At 38.6% G+C, this 15,522-nt stretch carries 15 protein-coding genes; 10 read left to right on the top strand and 5 right to left on the bottom strand.

Annotated features, from left to right (window positions below):
* The first annotated feature begins 129 nt into the window (after positions 1–129).
* From cysM to AC52J8_RS15380, 4 genes are read left to right on the top strand one after another with little or no spacing between them, the layout of a single operon-like run.
* The gene (cysM, locus tag AC52J8_RS15395; protein WP_002117176.1) at positions 130–1,062 is read left to right on the top strand and encodes a cysteine synthase CysM; all 933 of its coding nucleotides are present in this window, start codon (positions 130–132) and stop codon (positions 1,060–1,062) included.
* A 12-nt stretch (positions 1,063–1,074) separates the two neighbouring features.
* The gene (locus AC52J8_RS15390; RefSeq protein ID WP_086400256.1) at positions 1,075–1,893 is read left to right on the top strand and encodes a 3'-5' exonuclease; all 819 of its coding nucleotides are present in this window, start codon (positions 1,075–1,077) and stop codon (positions 1,891–1,893) included.
* 9 nt (positions 1,894–1,902) lie between these two features.
* Entirely contained in the window at positions 1,903–3,294 is a 1,392-nt protein-coding gene (gene rlmD, locus AC52J8_RS15385) for a 23S rRNA (uracil(1939)-C(5))-methyltransferase RlmD (protein ID WP_496538849.1), read from the top strand.
* A 30-nt stretch (positions 3,295–3,324) separates the two neighbouring features.
* A complete protein-coding gene (locus AC52J8_RS15380; RefSeq protein WP_002117181.1) occupies positions 3,325–5,631 on the top strand; it encodes a RelA/SpoT family protein in 2,307 nt (768 codons plus the stop codon).
* Positions 5,632–5,671: 40 nt separating this feature from the next.
* Here AC52J8_RS15380 and AC52J8_RS15375 read toward each other — a convergent pair whose 3' ends face one another.
* The 5 genes from AC52J8_RS15375 to AC52J8_RS15355 all read right to left on the bottom strand — a co-directional run bounded on the left by AC52J8_RS15375 (position 5,672) and on the right by AC52J8_RS15355 (position 10,442).
* On the bottom strand, positions 5,672–6,676 hold the full coding sequence (locus AC52J8_RS15375) for a CsgG/HfaB family protein (RefSeq protein ID WP_086400254.1): 1,005 nt from the start codon (positions 6,674–6,676) through the stop codon (positions 5,672–5,674).
* Positions 6,677–6,746: 70 nt separating this feature from the next.
* Positions 6,747–7,349, bottom strand: a complete 603-nt coding sequence (gene lpoB / locus AC52J8_RS15370) for a penicillin-binding protein activator LpoB (RefSeq protein ID WP_063098120.1) — start codon at positions 7,347–7,349, stop codon at positions 6,747–6,749.
* Positions 7,350–7,402: 53 nt separating this feature from the next.
* Positions 7,403–7,813 (bottom strand): YcfL family putative periplasmic lipoprotein, encoded by a 411-nt coding sequence (locus AC52J8_RS15365; RefSeq protein WP_063098121.1) that lies wholly within the window; start codon positions 7,811–7,813, stop codon positions 7,403–7,405.
* Between the two features lie 19 nt (positions 7,814–7,832).
* Positions 7,833–9,146: a COG3014 family protein gene (locus AC52J8_RS15360; protein WP_086400346.1), complete on the bottom strand. Its 1,314-nt coding sequence runs from the start codon at positions 9,144–9,146 to the stop codon at positions 7,833–7,835.
* 522 nt (positions 9,147–9,668) lie between these two features.
* A complete protein-coding gene (locus AC52J8_RS15355) occupies positions 9,669–10,442 on the bottom strand; it encodes an SDR family oxidoreductase (protein ID WP_208753450.1) in 774 nt (257 codons plus the stop codon).
* A gap of 112 nt (positions 10,443–10,554) precedes the next feature.
* Between AC52J8_RS15355 and mazG the strand changes: the two genes are divergently transcribed.
* The 6 genes from mazG (at position 10,555) to panC (ending at position 15,509) form a co-directional block, all read left to right on the top strand.
* Positions 10,555–11,361, top strand: coding sequence for a nucleoside triphosphate pyrophosphohydrolase (mazG, locus tag AC52J8_RS15350; protein ID WP_017482387.1), 807 nt, complete (start codon positions 10,555–10,557; stop codon positions 11,359–11,361).
* Entirely contained in the window at positions 11,330–11,734 is a 405-nt protein-coding gene (locus tag AC52J8_RS15345) for a ComEA family DNA-binding protein (RefSeq protein WP_032007083.1), read from the top strand. The genes mazG and AC52J8_RS15345 overlap by 32 nt, the downstream gene beginning before the upstream one ends.
* A gap of 125 nt (positions 11,735–11,859) precedes the next feature.
* The gene (pcnB, locus tag AC52J8_RS15340) at positions 11,860–13,323 is read left to right on the top strand and encodes a polynucleotide adenylyltransferase PcnB (RefSeq protein ID WP_032007084.1); all 1,464 of its coding nucleotides are present in this window, start codon (positions 11,860–11,862) and stop codon (positions 13,321–13,323) included.
* Positions 13,320–13,802 (top strand): 2-amino-4-hydroxy-6-hydroxymethyldihydropteridine diphosphokinase, encoded by a 483-nt coding sequence (folK, locus tag AC52J8_RS15335; RefSeq protein ID WP_014208398.1) that lies wholly within the window; start codon positions 13,320–13,322, stop codon positions 13,800–13,802. The genes pcnB and folK overlap by 4 nt, the downstream gene beginning before the upstream one ends.
* A 45-nt stretch (positions 13,803–13,847) precedes the next feature.
* Positions 13,848–14,657, top strand: a complete 810-nt coding sequence (panB, locus tag AC52J8_RS15330) for a 3-methyl-2-oxobutanoate hydroxymethyltransferase (RefSeq protein WP_002117298.1) — start codon at positions 13,848–13,850, stop codon at positions 14,655–14,657.
* Between the two features lie 3 nt (positions 14,658–14,660).
* On the top strand, positions 14,661–15,509 hold the full coding sequence (gene panC, locus AC52J8_RS15325) for a pantoate--beta-alanine ligase (RefSeq protein ID WP_086400250.1): 849 nt from the start codon (positions 14,661–14,663) through the stop codon (positions 15,507–15,509).
* Positions 15,510–15,522 lie beyond the last annotated feature (13 nt).

Here is a 15,522-nt window from a genome sequence, read left to right as displayed (position 1 = left end):
TTATTTTAAAACAGACGGCATTTTATAAATGACCGAGCTTTAATCGCTTTCATGAAAAAGCATATTGAAATGGGTGCAGTACCGAGCATTTTTTCATACAATAGGCCCACCTCGATATAGGTGTTGATCATGAGTAATACACAACCTGATTTTTTAGCTGACGAATTTTTGTTAGATCACTATGTAGGTAAGACACCTCTAGTTCGTTTGCAGCGATTAGCTTCTCATACGCAAGCGATAGTTTTAGCAAAATTGGAAGGTAATAATCCGGCAGGTTCTGTAAAAGACCGTCCTGCATATAACATGATTATGCAGGCAGAAAAACGTGGTCAAATTAAACCGGGTGATACATTAATTGAAGCAACCAGCGGTAATACAGGTATTGCTTTGGCTATGGTTGCGGCAATGCGCGGCTATAAAATGAAACTTATTATGCCGAACAATATGAGCCAAGAGCGTAAAGATGCGATGCTGGCTTATGGTGCAGAGCTGATTGAAGTAACACCACAGCAAGGTATGGAAGGTGCACGTGATTTAGCCTTGCAAATGGAAAAAGAAGGCAAAGGTCACGTTTTAAATCAGTTTGGTAATCCTGATAATGTTGAAGCTCATTATCTAACGACTGGTCCTGAAATCTGGAAGCAAACAGGTGGGAAAATTACCCATTTTGTGAGTTCAATGGGCACAACCGGTACTATTATGGGGGTTTCTAAGTATTTAAAAGAACAAAACCCAGATATTCAAATTGTTGGTTTACAACCTGCTGATGGCTCAAGTATCGCTGGTATTCGCCGTTGGCCAAAAGAATATTTACCTACTATTTTCGATAGTAGCCGTGTGGATCGTATTATTGATATTCCACAAATTGAAGCTGAAAAAACTATGCGTAAATTAGCACGTATGGAAGGTGTTAGTGCTGGTACATCTTCAGGTGGTGCAGTTTGGGCATCAATCAAAATTGCAGAAGAAAATCCGGATGCTGTTATTGTTTGCATTATCTGTGACCGTGGCGATCGCTACTTGTCTACAGGTCTGTTTTCAGTACAGGACGATAACTCATAATTGAGAGAAATAATGCGTTTCCCTACCTTAGTTTTTGATATTGAAACTTTAACTGATTTAAAAGCGGGTGCGCATTTATATCATCTTGATTTACCTGAGGCCGATGTAGAGCAAGCATTGACGAAAATCCGTCGCCAAGAATCTGGTATGGATTTTCAGCGTTTGCCTTTACATAAAATTGTTTGTATTTCTGGCTTATGGGTGGATGAGTCTGGTTTTAGATTATTTTCTTTTAGTCGAGAACAATATTCTGAAGCCGAAATTTTACAGAAATTTCTATCTATTTTTGATAAGCGCCATCCGACTCTAGTAAGTTGGAATGGTTCGCAATTTGATTTACCAGTTATCCTATTTCGCGCTATGTATCATGGGCTCTCTGCACCTGGTCTGTTTGATCAAGGTGAGATTGATAGCCAAAAGCGTTTTAATAATTACCAAAACCGTTATCACCATCGCCATATAGATTTAATGGACGTGATGGCAATGTTTAATGGTCGTAATTTTCAAAAGCTTGATGATATTGCCTGTATTTTAGGTTTACCGGGTAAGCGTGGTGAGTCGGGTTATCATGTGCCTGAATATGTTCGTAATCAACAGTGGTTAAAATTGACGAGCTATTGTGAAGGGGATGTGCTCAATACATGGTTTATTTATTTGCGTTGGTTAGTACTAAAAGGCCAATTAAATGCAGATGAGCATAACCACTGGATCAGTTCGAGTATTGAATATTTACAGACTATGCCACAGCAGGCCGATTTCCTTGAAGTATGGGAACGTACTTCGAAACATACTGAATTTACTTCTCACTATTTTAATTCTTCAGATTTTTAGGTTCATTCTTTGAAACAACAAGCCAAATCTCGCAACCTTCAACAGCCTGAATATATTTTTCAGGTTGAAACACTTTCTCATGAGGGGCGTGGAATTGCGCATTATGGTTCTCATCCTGAGCACCCTGCAGATAAGCATGGCAAAAAAGTTTTTATTCGTTATGCATTGCCAGGAGAAACTGTAAAAGCTCGGATTACCCATCAAGCGAAGCGTCTTGAAGAAGCTGAAATGTTACAGTTGTTAGGAGAACCTTCAGTACATCGGATCGAGGCAATTTGTCCTCATTATGGTATCTGTGGTGGATGTAGCATGCAGCATATTCATCCTGATGAACAAATCCGTTTAAAACAAAATGTACTCCAGTCACATTTACAGCATTTTGCAGGTATTCAACCTGAACAGTGGCTAGAACCGATTCGATCTTTACAAAGTGATTATCGTCGTCGTGCTCGAATAGGCGTGCGCTATTTGCCAAAACCAGATCGCTTAATCATGGGTTTTCGCGAACATCATAGTAATCGTTTAACTTCGATCCATAGCTGTAGTGTTTTGGATAAAAACTTATCAAATAGTCTGCCTGAGTTACGCACTTTACTCCAAAGTCTAAAAGGCAAAGCGCACATTGGTCATGTAGAATTAGCAAAAGGTGATAATGAAATTTCTTTATTGGTTCGTTATGTAGAAAAATTAAACAATTCTGATGTCAACCAATTAAAGCAATTTGCGTTACACAAAGGGTGGCAGTTGTATTTGCAACCTAAAGGTCCTGAAAGCATTCGTCGTATTGATGATGAACAAGGTGCTTTACGTTTACATTATGCCTTAGAAAGGTTTAATGTAAATTTTGCTTTTTCGCCATTGGATTTTACTCAGGTCAATGCCACAGTAAATGAACAGATGGTTCAATTGGCATGTGAATTGCTTCAGTTGCAACCAGGTGAAAAGGTACTTGATCTATTTTGCGGTTTGGGCAATTTCTCACTCCCGTTAGCACGATGTGTTGGTGAGAGTGGTCAGGTTGTCGGTGTTGAAGGGAGTGAAGAAATGGTGCAGCGAGCAACAGCTAATGCAAAATGCAATAGTTTGGTGCAAGCAACCTTCTTTTCACAAGATTTAACAAAAGATTTTTCGCATCATTCTTGGGCAAATCAAGGATTTGATGCATTATTGATTGATCCTCCTCGTGCTGGTGCATATGAAATTATGCAGTATGTATCAAATTTTGGAGCAAAAAGAATCGTTTATGTATCATGTAATCCAGCTACACTGGCAAGGGATGCGGGTGTTTTGGTCCAATATGGTTACCAGTTAAAAAAAGCAGCAGTGATGGACATGTTTACGCATACCGAACATGTTGAATCCATTGCACTATTTGAAAAAATTCAAGAGATAAACGATTAAAAACATGAGTTACATATTGAGGAGAATGGTATGGTCACAGTACGTGAACAGTTACCTGAACAACTAACCGAGTTGTCAGAGGAAACGACTGTAGAGCATGCCGCCGAAACGCAAATCGGTTTAGCCTCATGGTTGGATCGGGTGCGTGAAATATTAGATGGGGCGGAGCTTGAACAACTTGAAAAAGTCGCTCATTTAACCCTGCAAAAAGAGTTAGATTCAACGGTTAATCATCGTTCCAATACTTTTGCTACAGGCGTTGGAATGGCCGACATTCTGGCACATCTCCATGTAGATGAAGATACTTTATCAGCAGCAATGCTTTATCGTAGTGTGCGTGAAGGCATTACCGATATAGAAGAAGTAAAACAGAAATTCGGGGAGCAAGTTTACAACCTTGTCAAAGGTACTTTGGCAATGGGTAAACTCTCAGAACTTATTGAAAAAAATAAACGGTTAGAAGATCACTTTAATAATAATCAACGAGAACATCTAAGCGGCATTTATAAAATGCTGATTTCGGTGACAGAAGATGTTCGTGTTGTTTTAATTAAACTTGCTGAACGTACTTATTCTTTGCGAGAGCTTGCAAATTCCTCTCGTGAACGCCAAGAACGTGTAGCGCGTGAAATTCTTACTATTTATTCGCCATTGGCACATCGACTTGGTATTGCTCAGCTTAAATGGGAACTTGAAGATCTAGCGTTTCGCTATTTGGCTCCAGATCGCTATAAAGAGATTGCTTCATTACTCAATGAAAAGCGTTTAGAGCGTGAGCATTATATTCAGTTCGTCATTGATCGTTTGAAAAATGAGTTAGCGTCTTACGGCATTGAAGCTGAAATTACAGGTCGTGCAAAACACATTTATTCGATTTATCGAAAAATGAAGAGCAAAAACCTGAGCTTCGACCAACTTTATGACATTCGTGCTTTGCGTGTGTTGGTCAATAGTGTGCCGGAGTGCTACCACTCTTTAGGTATCGTACATCAAATCTGGCGTCATATTCCGCATCAGTTTGATGACTATATTACCAATCCGAAAGCCAATGGTTACCGTTCTTTGCATACGGCTGTAATTGCTGAAAATAAATCTCTTGAAGTGCAAATTCGTACTCATGAGATGCATGATGAAGCAGAGTTAGGCGTATGTTCACACTTTAACTATAAAGAAGGTTCAAAGAATACCGACCATTCCTTTAACCATCGTTTGCATTCATTACGTGCTGTTTTAGAACACTATCAAGAGCGTAATGAAACGACGGTACATCAAAACGAAGATGAAACAGAAGGCTTTGAACAGTTACAAGACTTTGAAGGCTTTGAGAAGATTTATGTTTTCAGTCGTGATGGTGATATTAAAGAATTGCCGCGTGGCTCAACAGTTTTAGATTTTGCCTATCATGTGCATACAGAAGTAGGGAATAAGTGTTATGCAGCGCGGGTCAACCAGCGTTATGTGCCACTTACCTATACTTTAAAAACGGGTGAACAGGTTGAAATTTTAACTAAAAAAGATCGTGAACCAAACCGTGACTGGTTGGTGAACTCTTTGGGTTATATCAAAACCTCTCGTGCACGTGACAAGTTGCGTCATTGGTTTAGACAGCAAGACCGTAGTAAGAATCTTGAAGTAGGCCGTGAACTGCTTAATAAAGAGTTGGCTCGTCTTGCGATTCACCCAAAAAGTATCGACCTAAACGATTATTCATCACATTTTAATGTGAAGACCGGCGACGACATTTTGGTGAATTTGGTCAGTGGCGATATTAGCTTACATGCCCTGATTAATCAGGTGAACCGCCAAATGCATCTAGATCAGGATGAGCCTGAACTAGTACTTAAACCAACATTAAATCCACGTGCCAGCCATACGCTATCAGCACATGGCATTTTAATTGATGGTTTAGATAATGTAGAGCTGCACATTGCTCAGTGCTGTCAGCCGGTGCATGGTGAATCAATCGCTGGATATATTACTTTGAACCGTGGTGTCAGCATCCATAAAGTTATTTGTTCTGACTATCAGCGTATGATTAAGCAAGAGCCAGAGCGTGCTGTTGAAGCTGATTGGGAAATGCAGCCAACACGTGGTCAAAGCGTTCAAATTGTAGTGGAAGCTTATGATCGTCGTGGTCTGCTTAAAGACTTAACTCAAGTGATTTTCTCTGACCAAATTAATATTCGTCAGGTTAATACAATTTCTGAGGCAGATGGTATTGCCAATATGAAGTTGCTCATTGAGGTTAAAGGTTTAGCACAGCTTTCTCGTTTATTGGCTCGCCTAGAGCAGCAACCGGGAATCATTAGTGCTCGACGCATGATTCAAGGCGTTTAATAAATTGAGTAAAAAGGCTGTCAAATGACAGCCTTTTTATTTACCAGTGAATTGGTTTTTCGCTAGAACCTGAAGGAAGATCTACATCTGATAATGGTGAAGAATTTACCTGATTATCAAAACTATCTTCGTTTTGAGAGTAATGATTTGATTTCAAAGATAAACCACGCAATACATCATTAACGACTTGATCTGCGAAAATTTCGGTACTAGAAGGTGGGGTATCTTGTGTGACTAAATTACCAATATTTGCTTGTGGTGGTTGCTTAATAGAACCAGCTGCTGCAATTTTGCCTGTATTTACTTCAATTACACGCCAGTTTAATTTAATCGCATCACGTTCGGCTGGAACTGCGCCGTAAAAAGATTGACCTTGAACCGTACGGGCTTCATTAATTCTACCAACAAGAATATAATCTGCACCCACTTTTTGGGCAATTCTTGCCATTTCGGATGGTGCACCATCCCAAGCGAGGAATGCATTTTCGCTTGCCATTTCTTCAATATAATCTCGACTTACTAAACTTAGTTGGCGTGAATTTGCCATTTGTGTACCAATGAGGTCCGCTACTTCTTGTACAAACTCATATGGGTCTTCACCCGATGCTAAGTTAAATTTTGACTCAACTACTTGAAAAGGAAAAACCGCCATTCTTCGTAAATGTTGATCAGCTACATTTGATTGATATTTACTAATATAAGCTCGAACTCGAGCTTTATAATGTTTGCCTGAACCAGAAACACTAAGAACTTGAAAACGGTTAATTGCACCTGAAGATTCTGTTTGGACACTAAACACAGGTGAGCTTTTGCCTTGATATGACCAGTGGTGATCTGTCATAACCATATTAACTTCTTCAGCTATCCCCATTTGTGAACTTACTTTTGTTCCATTCACAGATTGAGCTGCTGTCAATAAAGCTTCTGCAATAGCTTGTTGCTGGGTTGGTCCACTACCTGAAGCTTCTTTCATCACTTCTTGTAACGCGGCAAAACTTGAGGTGGCAGTAAGACTTAAGAGTACTGCGCAAAATATTTTTCTCATAAAGGCTCTTTTTATTCATAGAGCATAGCAATTAATAATTGCCATGCTATAAAGGGTTATTTAGAAAAGCTTATAAGCCGAATGTAGATTTTTTTGCAGATTTGCGAATTTCTTTTTCACTGGTCCATTCAACGATTCCAGTTTTTAAATTCAGTAGTTTTAAAGTGAATTTATAGTAAACATCACTCTTGCCACCCGAGTTTTTAACGATGCTAGATAAATTACCATTCAGCATATACTCAGCACCAATCTGTGAGCCAGATTTAACGGCAGTACGTTTATCTACCATTCCGCTACGTTGTTGATACGCCATCTGGTCGGCTACTGCACCCACAGAAGTCATGTCTACAAAGCGGAATTTTCCTGAATTGATTAGACGGTTTTGAATCGTATCGGTAATAGACTCTGTATCGATATGTTCTTGAGATTTGTTTTTAATTTTGTCAACAAATAAAACAGGACGACGATTTTTGGTCATATCAATAATTGGTGGGAAGGCAAGCATGTCATCCACCATTTTTGTCGCAATTTGCTGTAAGTCCGTAGAACCAAAATCTTTTGTTAAAGTTTCAACAGATTGCGCATCACCATAGCTAACGGTTTGTGAAGCACAACCAGAAAAAAGTGCAGCGCTACTCATTGCTGTAATTATGAATAGTGATTTAATTTTCATTAAAATGTCCTGTATCTATCTTTAAATAATATTGTGAATTTAGGTTTAAAAACTTAATCTTTTTTCATGTAAATCAATACATCGACTGCACTAGGGTTAGGTGCAACTGACTGAACAGTTTTAACTTCACGACCTTGTAAGCTAATAGGTTTCCAAATTGCGCCTTCTGGATTAATTTCAGTTCCTTCCGCATCAAACCATACAACTTTGTATTGGAAGTCTTGGGCATAGAACCAACCATTTTTCAATGCAAGTGAAGCGCGTTTGATGTCACCTAAAGTCGTCATGTTGATTCGACTAACACCAATACGGGTAGCTAAAACAGGGTTGCTGGTCTGTGTACGAACAGTACTTTTGCCTGTTACACTATCTGTTTTCGTTTGCATAGCATTTGGAGCTGTACAACCTGTAAAAAACGCAGATGCAATTGAGAGTAGGCTCAAATAAATTACGGCCTTTTTCATTTTGAATATCCTTTAATCATTAATGAGTAATAGCAAAACTATCGGTTAAAATTTCTTGATTTGCTTCTATGCCATGAATAAACACAGTTTGATTTGGCTTCACATCAATATTGAGTTCTTGAGTCATATAGCCATTTTTTAGTTGGATAGTATGAGTGCCTGTTGGCAAAGTAAGACGGGCAACTTGAGCATTACTTGGTAGAGTATTCCACGCACGAACATCGGCTTTTTCAGAAGCTGTGTTGTAAATATTTCCAGCAATTTGCCCGATAGCCCCTAGGTGATTCCCAAGTTCTTTTTGGACCATATATTTTGCTGTTGTGCGCGCAATTTGCGATGTCATATTGGCAGCTACATTTTCTTTTAATGTTTTTACAGCTAATGCGCCTATATCAGTTAAAGTAGAGGTGTTAGTCATAGGTCTACCATTTACAAATACCTGAAGACTAGTAGGGCTTTTATAGGTAGAGGGGTTGTAGCTAGCAAATGAAACATTAATTAAGCCGTTTGGAGTAGGCAATGCAAATGTATTGGGTATTTTTTGAGGTACTAGGCCTTGCTCTAAGAAAATTACAACTGGATATTGTTGAGATTTTTTACCTGAAGAGATGTCTAAGCGTTTAACATCATTTTTAATGAAGTCATTAGGCTGCAATTCATAAGCTTTTTTGAAGTCAACGAGGGCATCGTTTTCTTCTCCTAATGCTTCCCAAAGAGTGGCTGCCATGTAAAATGCATAAGCATTTTGATATGTATTTTTAACTTTCCCAGCAATTGTATCTAGACCAGCAAAAGCTTCGTCAAAGTTCTGATTATTATCGGAACCAGCTTTTTCTTTAGCTTTTTCAGCTTCCTTTGTGTGGGCGAGTTCAATTTCACGCTGAATACGTTGGGCGATACGCATTTCTACACTAGCGCTTTCAGGATTATTGAGAGCCATAAAATTTATGGCTTGATAAACATGCGCTAAAACTTGTTCATATTCTGGGATTTTGTAAGGAATAACACTGTCATTACTCACAAGTGAGAGAGCTTTGAATCCGAGCTCTGAGGCACTAATTTTTGCTTTATTATTTCTTTGTTCTAATAGTACAAATGCAGCTTCAAAAGATTTCTTACTTTCTTCATATTGATGATTAGCTTGTTGTAAACGACCTTTTTCAAGTAGGTAGAGTGCAGCATCGCTCCCTTTAGCTTTTTTATCTAAAAATTTATGAGTTTCTTCTGGGATGGGTTGTGTAAGGTTTGCACGGAAGCTCTGTGCAGTTTGATTGTAGTCATCAAAAAAGCCTGCTTGAGCAGTAGGTAAAATACTGCTAAATAGAATAGCCAGAAGAGTTTTTTTGTGTCGTTGTGAGTGCTTAATTATTGGAAAGTTTGTCACAAAAAATGCTCATAAGTTTACAAAAATAAACGAACTATAATTTTGTAAAGTGAGTATTTCAATAATTTTATTTATTATTGATTTTATTTATTATATTAGAAAATAAACGCAAAGGCTTATCTAATATAGCGTTGAATGTTTTTATTGTTTCATATTTTAAATGTTTGTTTGTTTGATAAATAATCTAATTAAGTTTTCATAATAATTTGAATCTTAGTTTTTAAGTATTATTTATCGTTTTTAATCAGTGTTAATTGGATTTTTAAATTTAAATAATTGATATGTTTATTTTTTCTTAATATTTATCTTCGGTGTTTAAAGATTTTTTAATTAATAGGCGGAAGTATTTATTTTATTGGACTTTTAAATTTAGAATAACTTAAAATTTGCGCTTATTGGTTTTTGTATTATAAATATTTATTAAATTGTTTTAGTAAAAAGGCTATCACATAACAGCCTTTTTATTGCAAATTACTTTCTAGATAAATAAATATTGGTGAGTCGATTTAGAAACTGAGGGCTCAATGTTGAGAGCTGATAAAGCAGTTTGGTTTTTATACCCACTGGAGTATGGGTAGGCGTCCAGAAATGAGCCCTTTTCTCTACAAGCGTAAGTACCTGCTGAGCAATATCATTGGGGGTTAAATCTATCCCCATATTTTGAATAGTGCCTGCATCCATATTGTTAACCATTGCAGTTTGTACAAATAGCGGCATCACATCTAAAACGCGAATACCATATTTTTTCCATTCCACATCTAAACCTTCAGTAATTCCGCGAACAGCAAATTTACTGGCTGAATAAGAGATCAAATCAGCTTGACCATAAATTGCAGAAGCTGAAGAGAGGTTGATAACACGTGCAAAAGACGCTTGCTTTAAGTAAGGGAGAGCAGCGTGACAGCCATTGATTACACCGTTTACATTAATATTTATTGTTCTTTGATGAGCTTTAATATCAGTCGTTTCAAACGCGCCAGAATATAAAATACCTGCATTATTTACCAAAATATTAAGTTCACCAGCCCATTCGGTAAATTCTTTTAATATGTGTTGCCACTGGCTGTAATCACTTACGTCTAGATAGCCGGCACGGGCATTTGAGCCTAAGTCATTTGCTAGTTCCTGAGCAAGCGATTCATTAATATCGTAAATGCCTACTTTATATCCTTGTTTGTAGAATACACGTGCAATTTCAGCCCCAATACCTTGAGCGGCACCACTAATCAGAATACTGTATCTCATCTTTTTTCTCTTTGTCAGTACAATAGTGCGACTGATTTAATCGCTTTGATTTTGATCATAACAAATTAAAATCTTAGATTGACTGACCGACTTTTTAAACTTGAGGGTTACCATGGATAAATTGCTTAAAATCATGCAAGAATTACGTGAAAAATGTCCGTGGGATCAACAACAAACCCCAATCTCACTGACTAAATATGCGATTGAAGAGGCATATGAAGTCGAGGCGGCCATTCGTCAAGGCGATATTAATGAAATTAGAAATGAGCTAGGCGATTTGTTATTACAGGTTGTGTTTCAATCACAAATGTTTAGTGAGCAAGGCGCTTTTAATTTTCAAGATGTTGTTGAGGCAATAAGTGAAAAGTTAATACGCCGTCATCCCCATGTTTTTCAGGCAGATCAATTTAATAATTTAACACCAGAACAAGTAAGTGAGCTTTGGAAACAAATTAAACAACAAGAAAAACAAGGCAAGCCGCAATCAAGATTAGATGAAATAAAGCATGGGCCAGCATTGTTGCAGGCACAAGAAATTCAAACAAATGTAGCTAAGGTTGGGTTTGATTTCGAAACGGTAGAAGATGCGTATGAAAAACTAGAAGAAGAGTTGGATGAGTTTAAGCAGGCCCTAAAAAATCAAAATATTGATGAAATTCAAGACGAATTTGGAGATTGCCTGTTTTCATTAGTCAATGTTGGACGTAAACTTGCGATTTCAAGTGAAACATCACTTTTATCGACAATACATAAATTTAGAAGCCGTTTTGCTTTTATTGAAGATCAAGCCCAAAAACAGCAAAGAACATTAGAAGACATGACCCTGTCTGAAATGGATGAATTGTGGAATCAGGCAAAGCGGCAGTTAAAGTTAGGGGAAAAAACACATGCAATTCAGCATGAATCTTTGGAAAAATAAGCACAATATTTTCATTATTTTATTTTGGAGCGTGATTTCATCAACTTTTGTTCAGGCTCAATCTTTTGATCAAAATTTTAAGGAGTGGAAGGCTAAACAGCAGATGTATGATCAGAAGTTGAGCATGCAACACGCCTCTCATTCTAATAGTCCAAAAAGCTCAGTTATGACTGATTCATCAGGACAAATTCATTTGAATCAAGCCAATATTGATGAGCTCCAAAAGCTAAAAGGTATTGGTGAGAAAAAGGCTCAGGCAATTGTGGAATACCGTCAAAAGAATGGCGGCTTTAAAAATATTGATGAATTTAAAAACGTAAAGGGTATTGGTCCAGCCATTTTTGAAAAGAATAAAACGCGTTTGACTTTATAAATCATCTGTCTGTCAATTATCATTTCATGCGCAAACTACAGAGAATCAAATTGCCCTTTGTGTGCGTTAGAGCTATGATTAGCGACAACTTGTTATTTACGTCCTGACGTAGGAGACAGCGTCTTTTGCAAACCTTGCGAGCGTCAAAATGTGGTTTGTCCACAGCCCAACTTCCTTCTTCGATTTTAGATGTGATCGATAGCCTGACTAAAGCTGGCTATGAAGCTTATATTGTTGGGGGTGGTGTCCGTGATTTAATGCTAGGGCTTAATCCTAAAGATTTCGATGCAGTCACTAATGCAACACCTTCTCAGATTAAAGAAGTTTTTGGTCGACGTTGTCGAATCATTGGCCGTCGATTTGAATTAGCACATGTCTATTCAGGGCGTGAGCTTATTGAAGTTGCAACCTTCCGTGCTCCTCCCAAAAAAGCAGTCACCAGTGCTTCAGGCATGATTTTACGTGACAATAACTGGGGAACCATCGAACAAGACTTTGCTCGCCGTGACTTTTCAATCAATACGCTATATTACCAACCGCGTAAGAGTATTGTGCTTGATTTCTGCAAAGCAATTGATGATGTAAAAAATAAAACTCTACGTTTATTGGGCGATCCGGCACAGCGCTTCGAAGAAGACCCAGTGCGTATGCTGCGAACTCTACGTTTTGCAGCCAAGTTAAATTTCAAAATTGACTCAGATATTCTCAATATATTTGATGCAGAGATGACGCAACTATTGCGTGATGTCTCTCCACATCGTTTATATGATGAATCTCAGAAGCTCTTTACAATGGGACATTTGGCGCGTGTTTTGCCAATGTTGATTGAGTTTGGTGTTTGGAAACAACTCTTTGCCGATATTCAGCCTAACCTCACTCCATTTATTTTAAGAGCAGCAAAGAATACAGATCAACGTATTCAGGTTGGTAAAACAATTAACCCTGCATTTTTCTATGCAGTCTTATTGTGGCAACCATTTTTAGAGCGTTGTGAGTTTTATTTATCTAAAGGTGTGGTACCAGCTGAAGCTCGTGCACAAGCTGGTTTAGATGTCTTAAAACGTCAAGCAACCCGCACAGTGATTCCTCGTTTTGCAGAAACTTTTATTCGTGAAGTTTGGGAAATGCAGACCCGTTTGCTTAATCCGAAACCACAGCAAATTGAAGCATTGGCTGGACACGCGCGTTTCCGAGCTGGTTTTGACTTCTTGTTACTTCGTGAAAAGTCAGGTGATGACACTACGCAAGGAATGGGAAGCTGGTGGGAAGCCTACCAAGAAATGTCGAATGACGAAAAAGAAGCAGCAATTAGCCAGTACAATCGTCAGAAGGCTAGAAACCGTCGTAAAGCTGTTGCTGAACCTGTTGAAAACAATAAAGTTGAGATGGAAATCGAACCTTTGGTTGATATTCCTGAACCACGCAGCCGTCGTGGGAAAAAAGAACGTGCTCGACAAGAACAATCGATGGGTCGTTTCGTTGAAAAAGCCTCTGCTTCAGAAGCTGGGGTGATGGGCGACCATCCGATTTTGAAGCGTAAGCGAGTACAACGCGATTTAAGCCAAGTTATTTTTGGGCCAACGCAATGACAACGAAGACCTATATTGGTTTAGGAAGTAATTTGGGTGATTCGCGCCAAATATTATCTGAAGCCATTGCTAAGCTTAAAACTTTAGGTGGAGTGAAAGTTTCTAAACTTTATCAAAGTCCACCTATGGGGCCTCAAGATCAACCAAATTATTTAAATGCAGTTGCAGAACTAAATACAGATCTCATGCCTTTAGATTTGTTAGACCAGTTACAGCGATTTGAGCAAGAAGCTGGTCGTGTACGCCTTCGTCGTTGGGGAGAGCGTACCTTAGATCTAGATTTGCTTATATATGGTGATGAAAAAATTCAAAATGAGCGCTTAACTGTGCCACACATTGGAATTCTAGAGCGAGATTTCGTTGTAATTCCTTTATTAGATTTAGACGCTGATTTACATATTAACGATCAGCCACTTAAAAATTTAGAACTCATACAGCAGCCCACGCTGACTGTACTTGCTGATGAGTCTTGGGCTTAAAGCCTGACTTATTACGTTCTGCAAACTCCTGTAGAGGATACCATCATGATTAGTCTAAGTGACTTAAGAAAATTTAAAGCCGAAGGACGTAAGTTCTCTTGTCTAACTTGTTACGATGCAAGTATGGCAAAAGCAATGGAACTTGCTGAAATTGATACAATCTTAATTGGTGATTCTCTTGGAATGGCAATTCAAGGTCGTGACTCAACTTTACCTGTAACTGTTGAGGACATGGCTTATCATACGGCGGCGGTGCGTCGCGGTAACCAGCATGCTTTGATTATGACTGACTTACCATTTATGAGTTATGCCACCTTAAATGATGCTTTGCAAAACGCAAGAACAGTTATGCAAGCTGGTGCCCAGATGATCAAAATCGAAGGCGGCGCTTGGCTAAGTGAAACTGTACAAGTGTTAACTCGTAATGGTGTACCTGTGTGCGTACATTTAGGTTTAACTCCTCAATCTGTACACGTATTTGGCGGTTACAAATTACAAGCTAAAACACGTGAAGCAGCTGATCAACTTATTGCTGACTGTACGGCAGTGGTTGAAGCAGGTGCGGCAGTTCTATTGCTTGAATGTGTTCCTGCTCAGTTGGGACAAGAAATTGCTGAGCTATTTCCAAATACACCTGTGATTGGTATTGGTGCAGGTAATGCGACTGATGGTCAGGTACTTGTAGTACAGGACATGCTTGGTTTAACTTTTGGTCGAGTTGCGCGTTTTGTCCGTAACTTTATGAAAGAACAATCTGGCGAAACAGCAATCCTAGACGCTTTTAAAGCTTTTCATGCTGCCGTGCAGGATCAGTCATTTCCAGCCAAAGAACATACTTTTCACGTTGAGCTGTAATTCATGAAAACAGAAACCACCATACAAGGTCTTGCAGCATCTTTAAATCCTGCTAGAGCTGCACGTAAAATTATTGGTTTTGTCCCAACCATGGGAAATCTACATGAAGGACATCTCACACTTGTTCGTGAAGCGAAAAAGTTATGTGATGTTGTAGTTGTTAGTATCTTCGTAAATCCAACTCAATTTGGACCGGGTGAAGATTTTGATAACTATCCTCGTACTTTAGAACAAGATAGTCGTCTATTAGCCGATGTTGGTTGTGACATTATTTTTGCTCCATCAGTTGAGCAAATGTACGGTACTCAGCCACGTTTAACCAATATAAGTGTTAGCCAAATTACTGATGCTTTATGTGGTAGTTCACGTCCTGGGCATTTTGATGGCGTAGCTTTGGTGGTCACCAAACTCTTTAATATTGTGCAACCTAACTATGCTTTCTTTGGTCAAAAAGATTACCAACAGTTAGCAGTGATTCGCCAGTTTGTACAAGATTTAAATATCCCGCTAGAAGTAATTGGTGTGCCAATTGTTCGTGCAGCAGATGGCTTAGCTCTTAGTTCAAGAAATGGTTATTTAAGACCAGAGCAACGTCAGGTCGCTCCGGTTATTTATCAAAGTTTAAAGCAAGCTGAGCAGCAGTTACATCAAGGCAAAGATCTACAACAAGTTTTAGAAGATATCAAAACTCAGTTGACAGATAATGGGTTTGTTGTGGATTATGTCGAAGCTCGTCAGTCAAATCTGTTACCTGCTACTCAGTTTGATCGTGATATTGTGTTGTTCATCGCGGCAAAATTGGGTGCAACTCGTTTGATTGATAATTTAGAAGTTGCCTTTACACCTCAATAAACAGATCAAAGGA

This window comes from Acinetobacter sp. S-1 (genome assembly GCF_059579785.1).
This window is presented reverse-complemented; position numbering and strand designations above follow the sequence as displayed.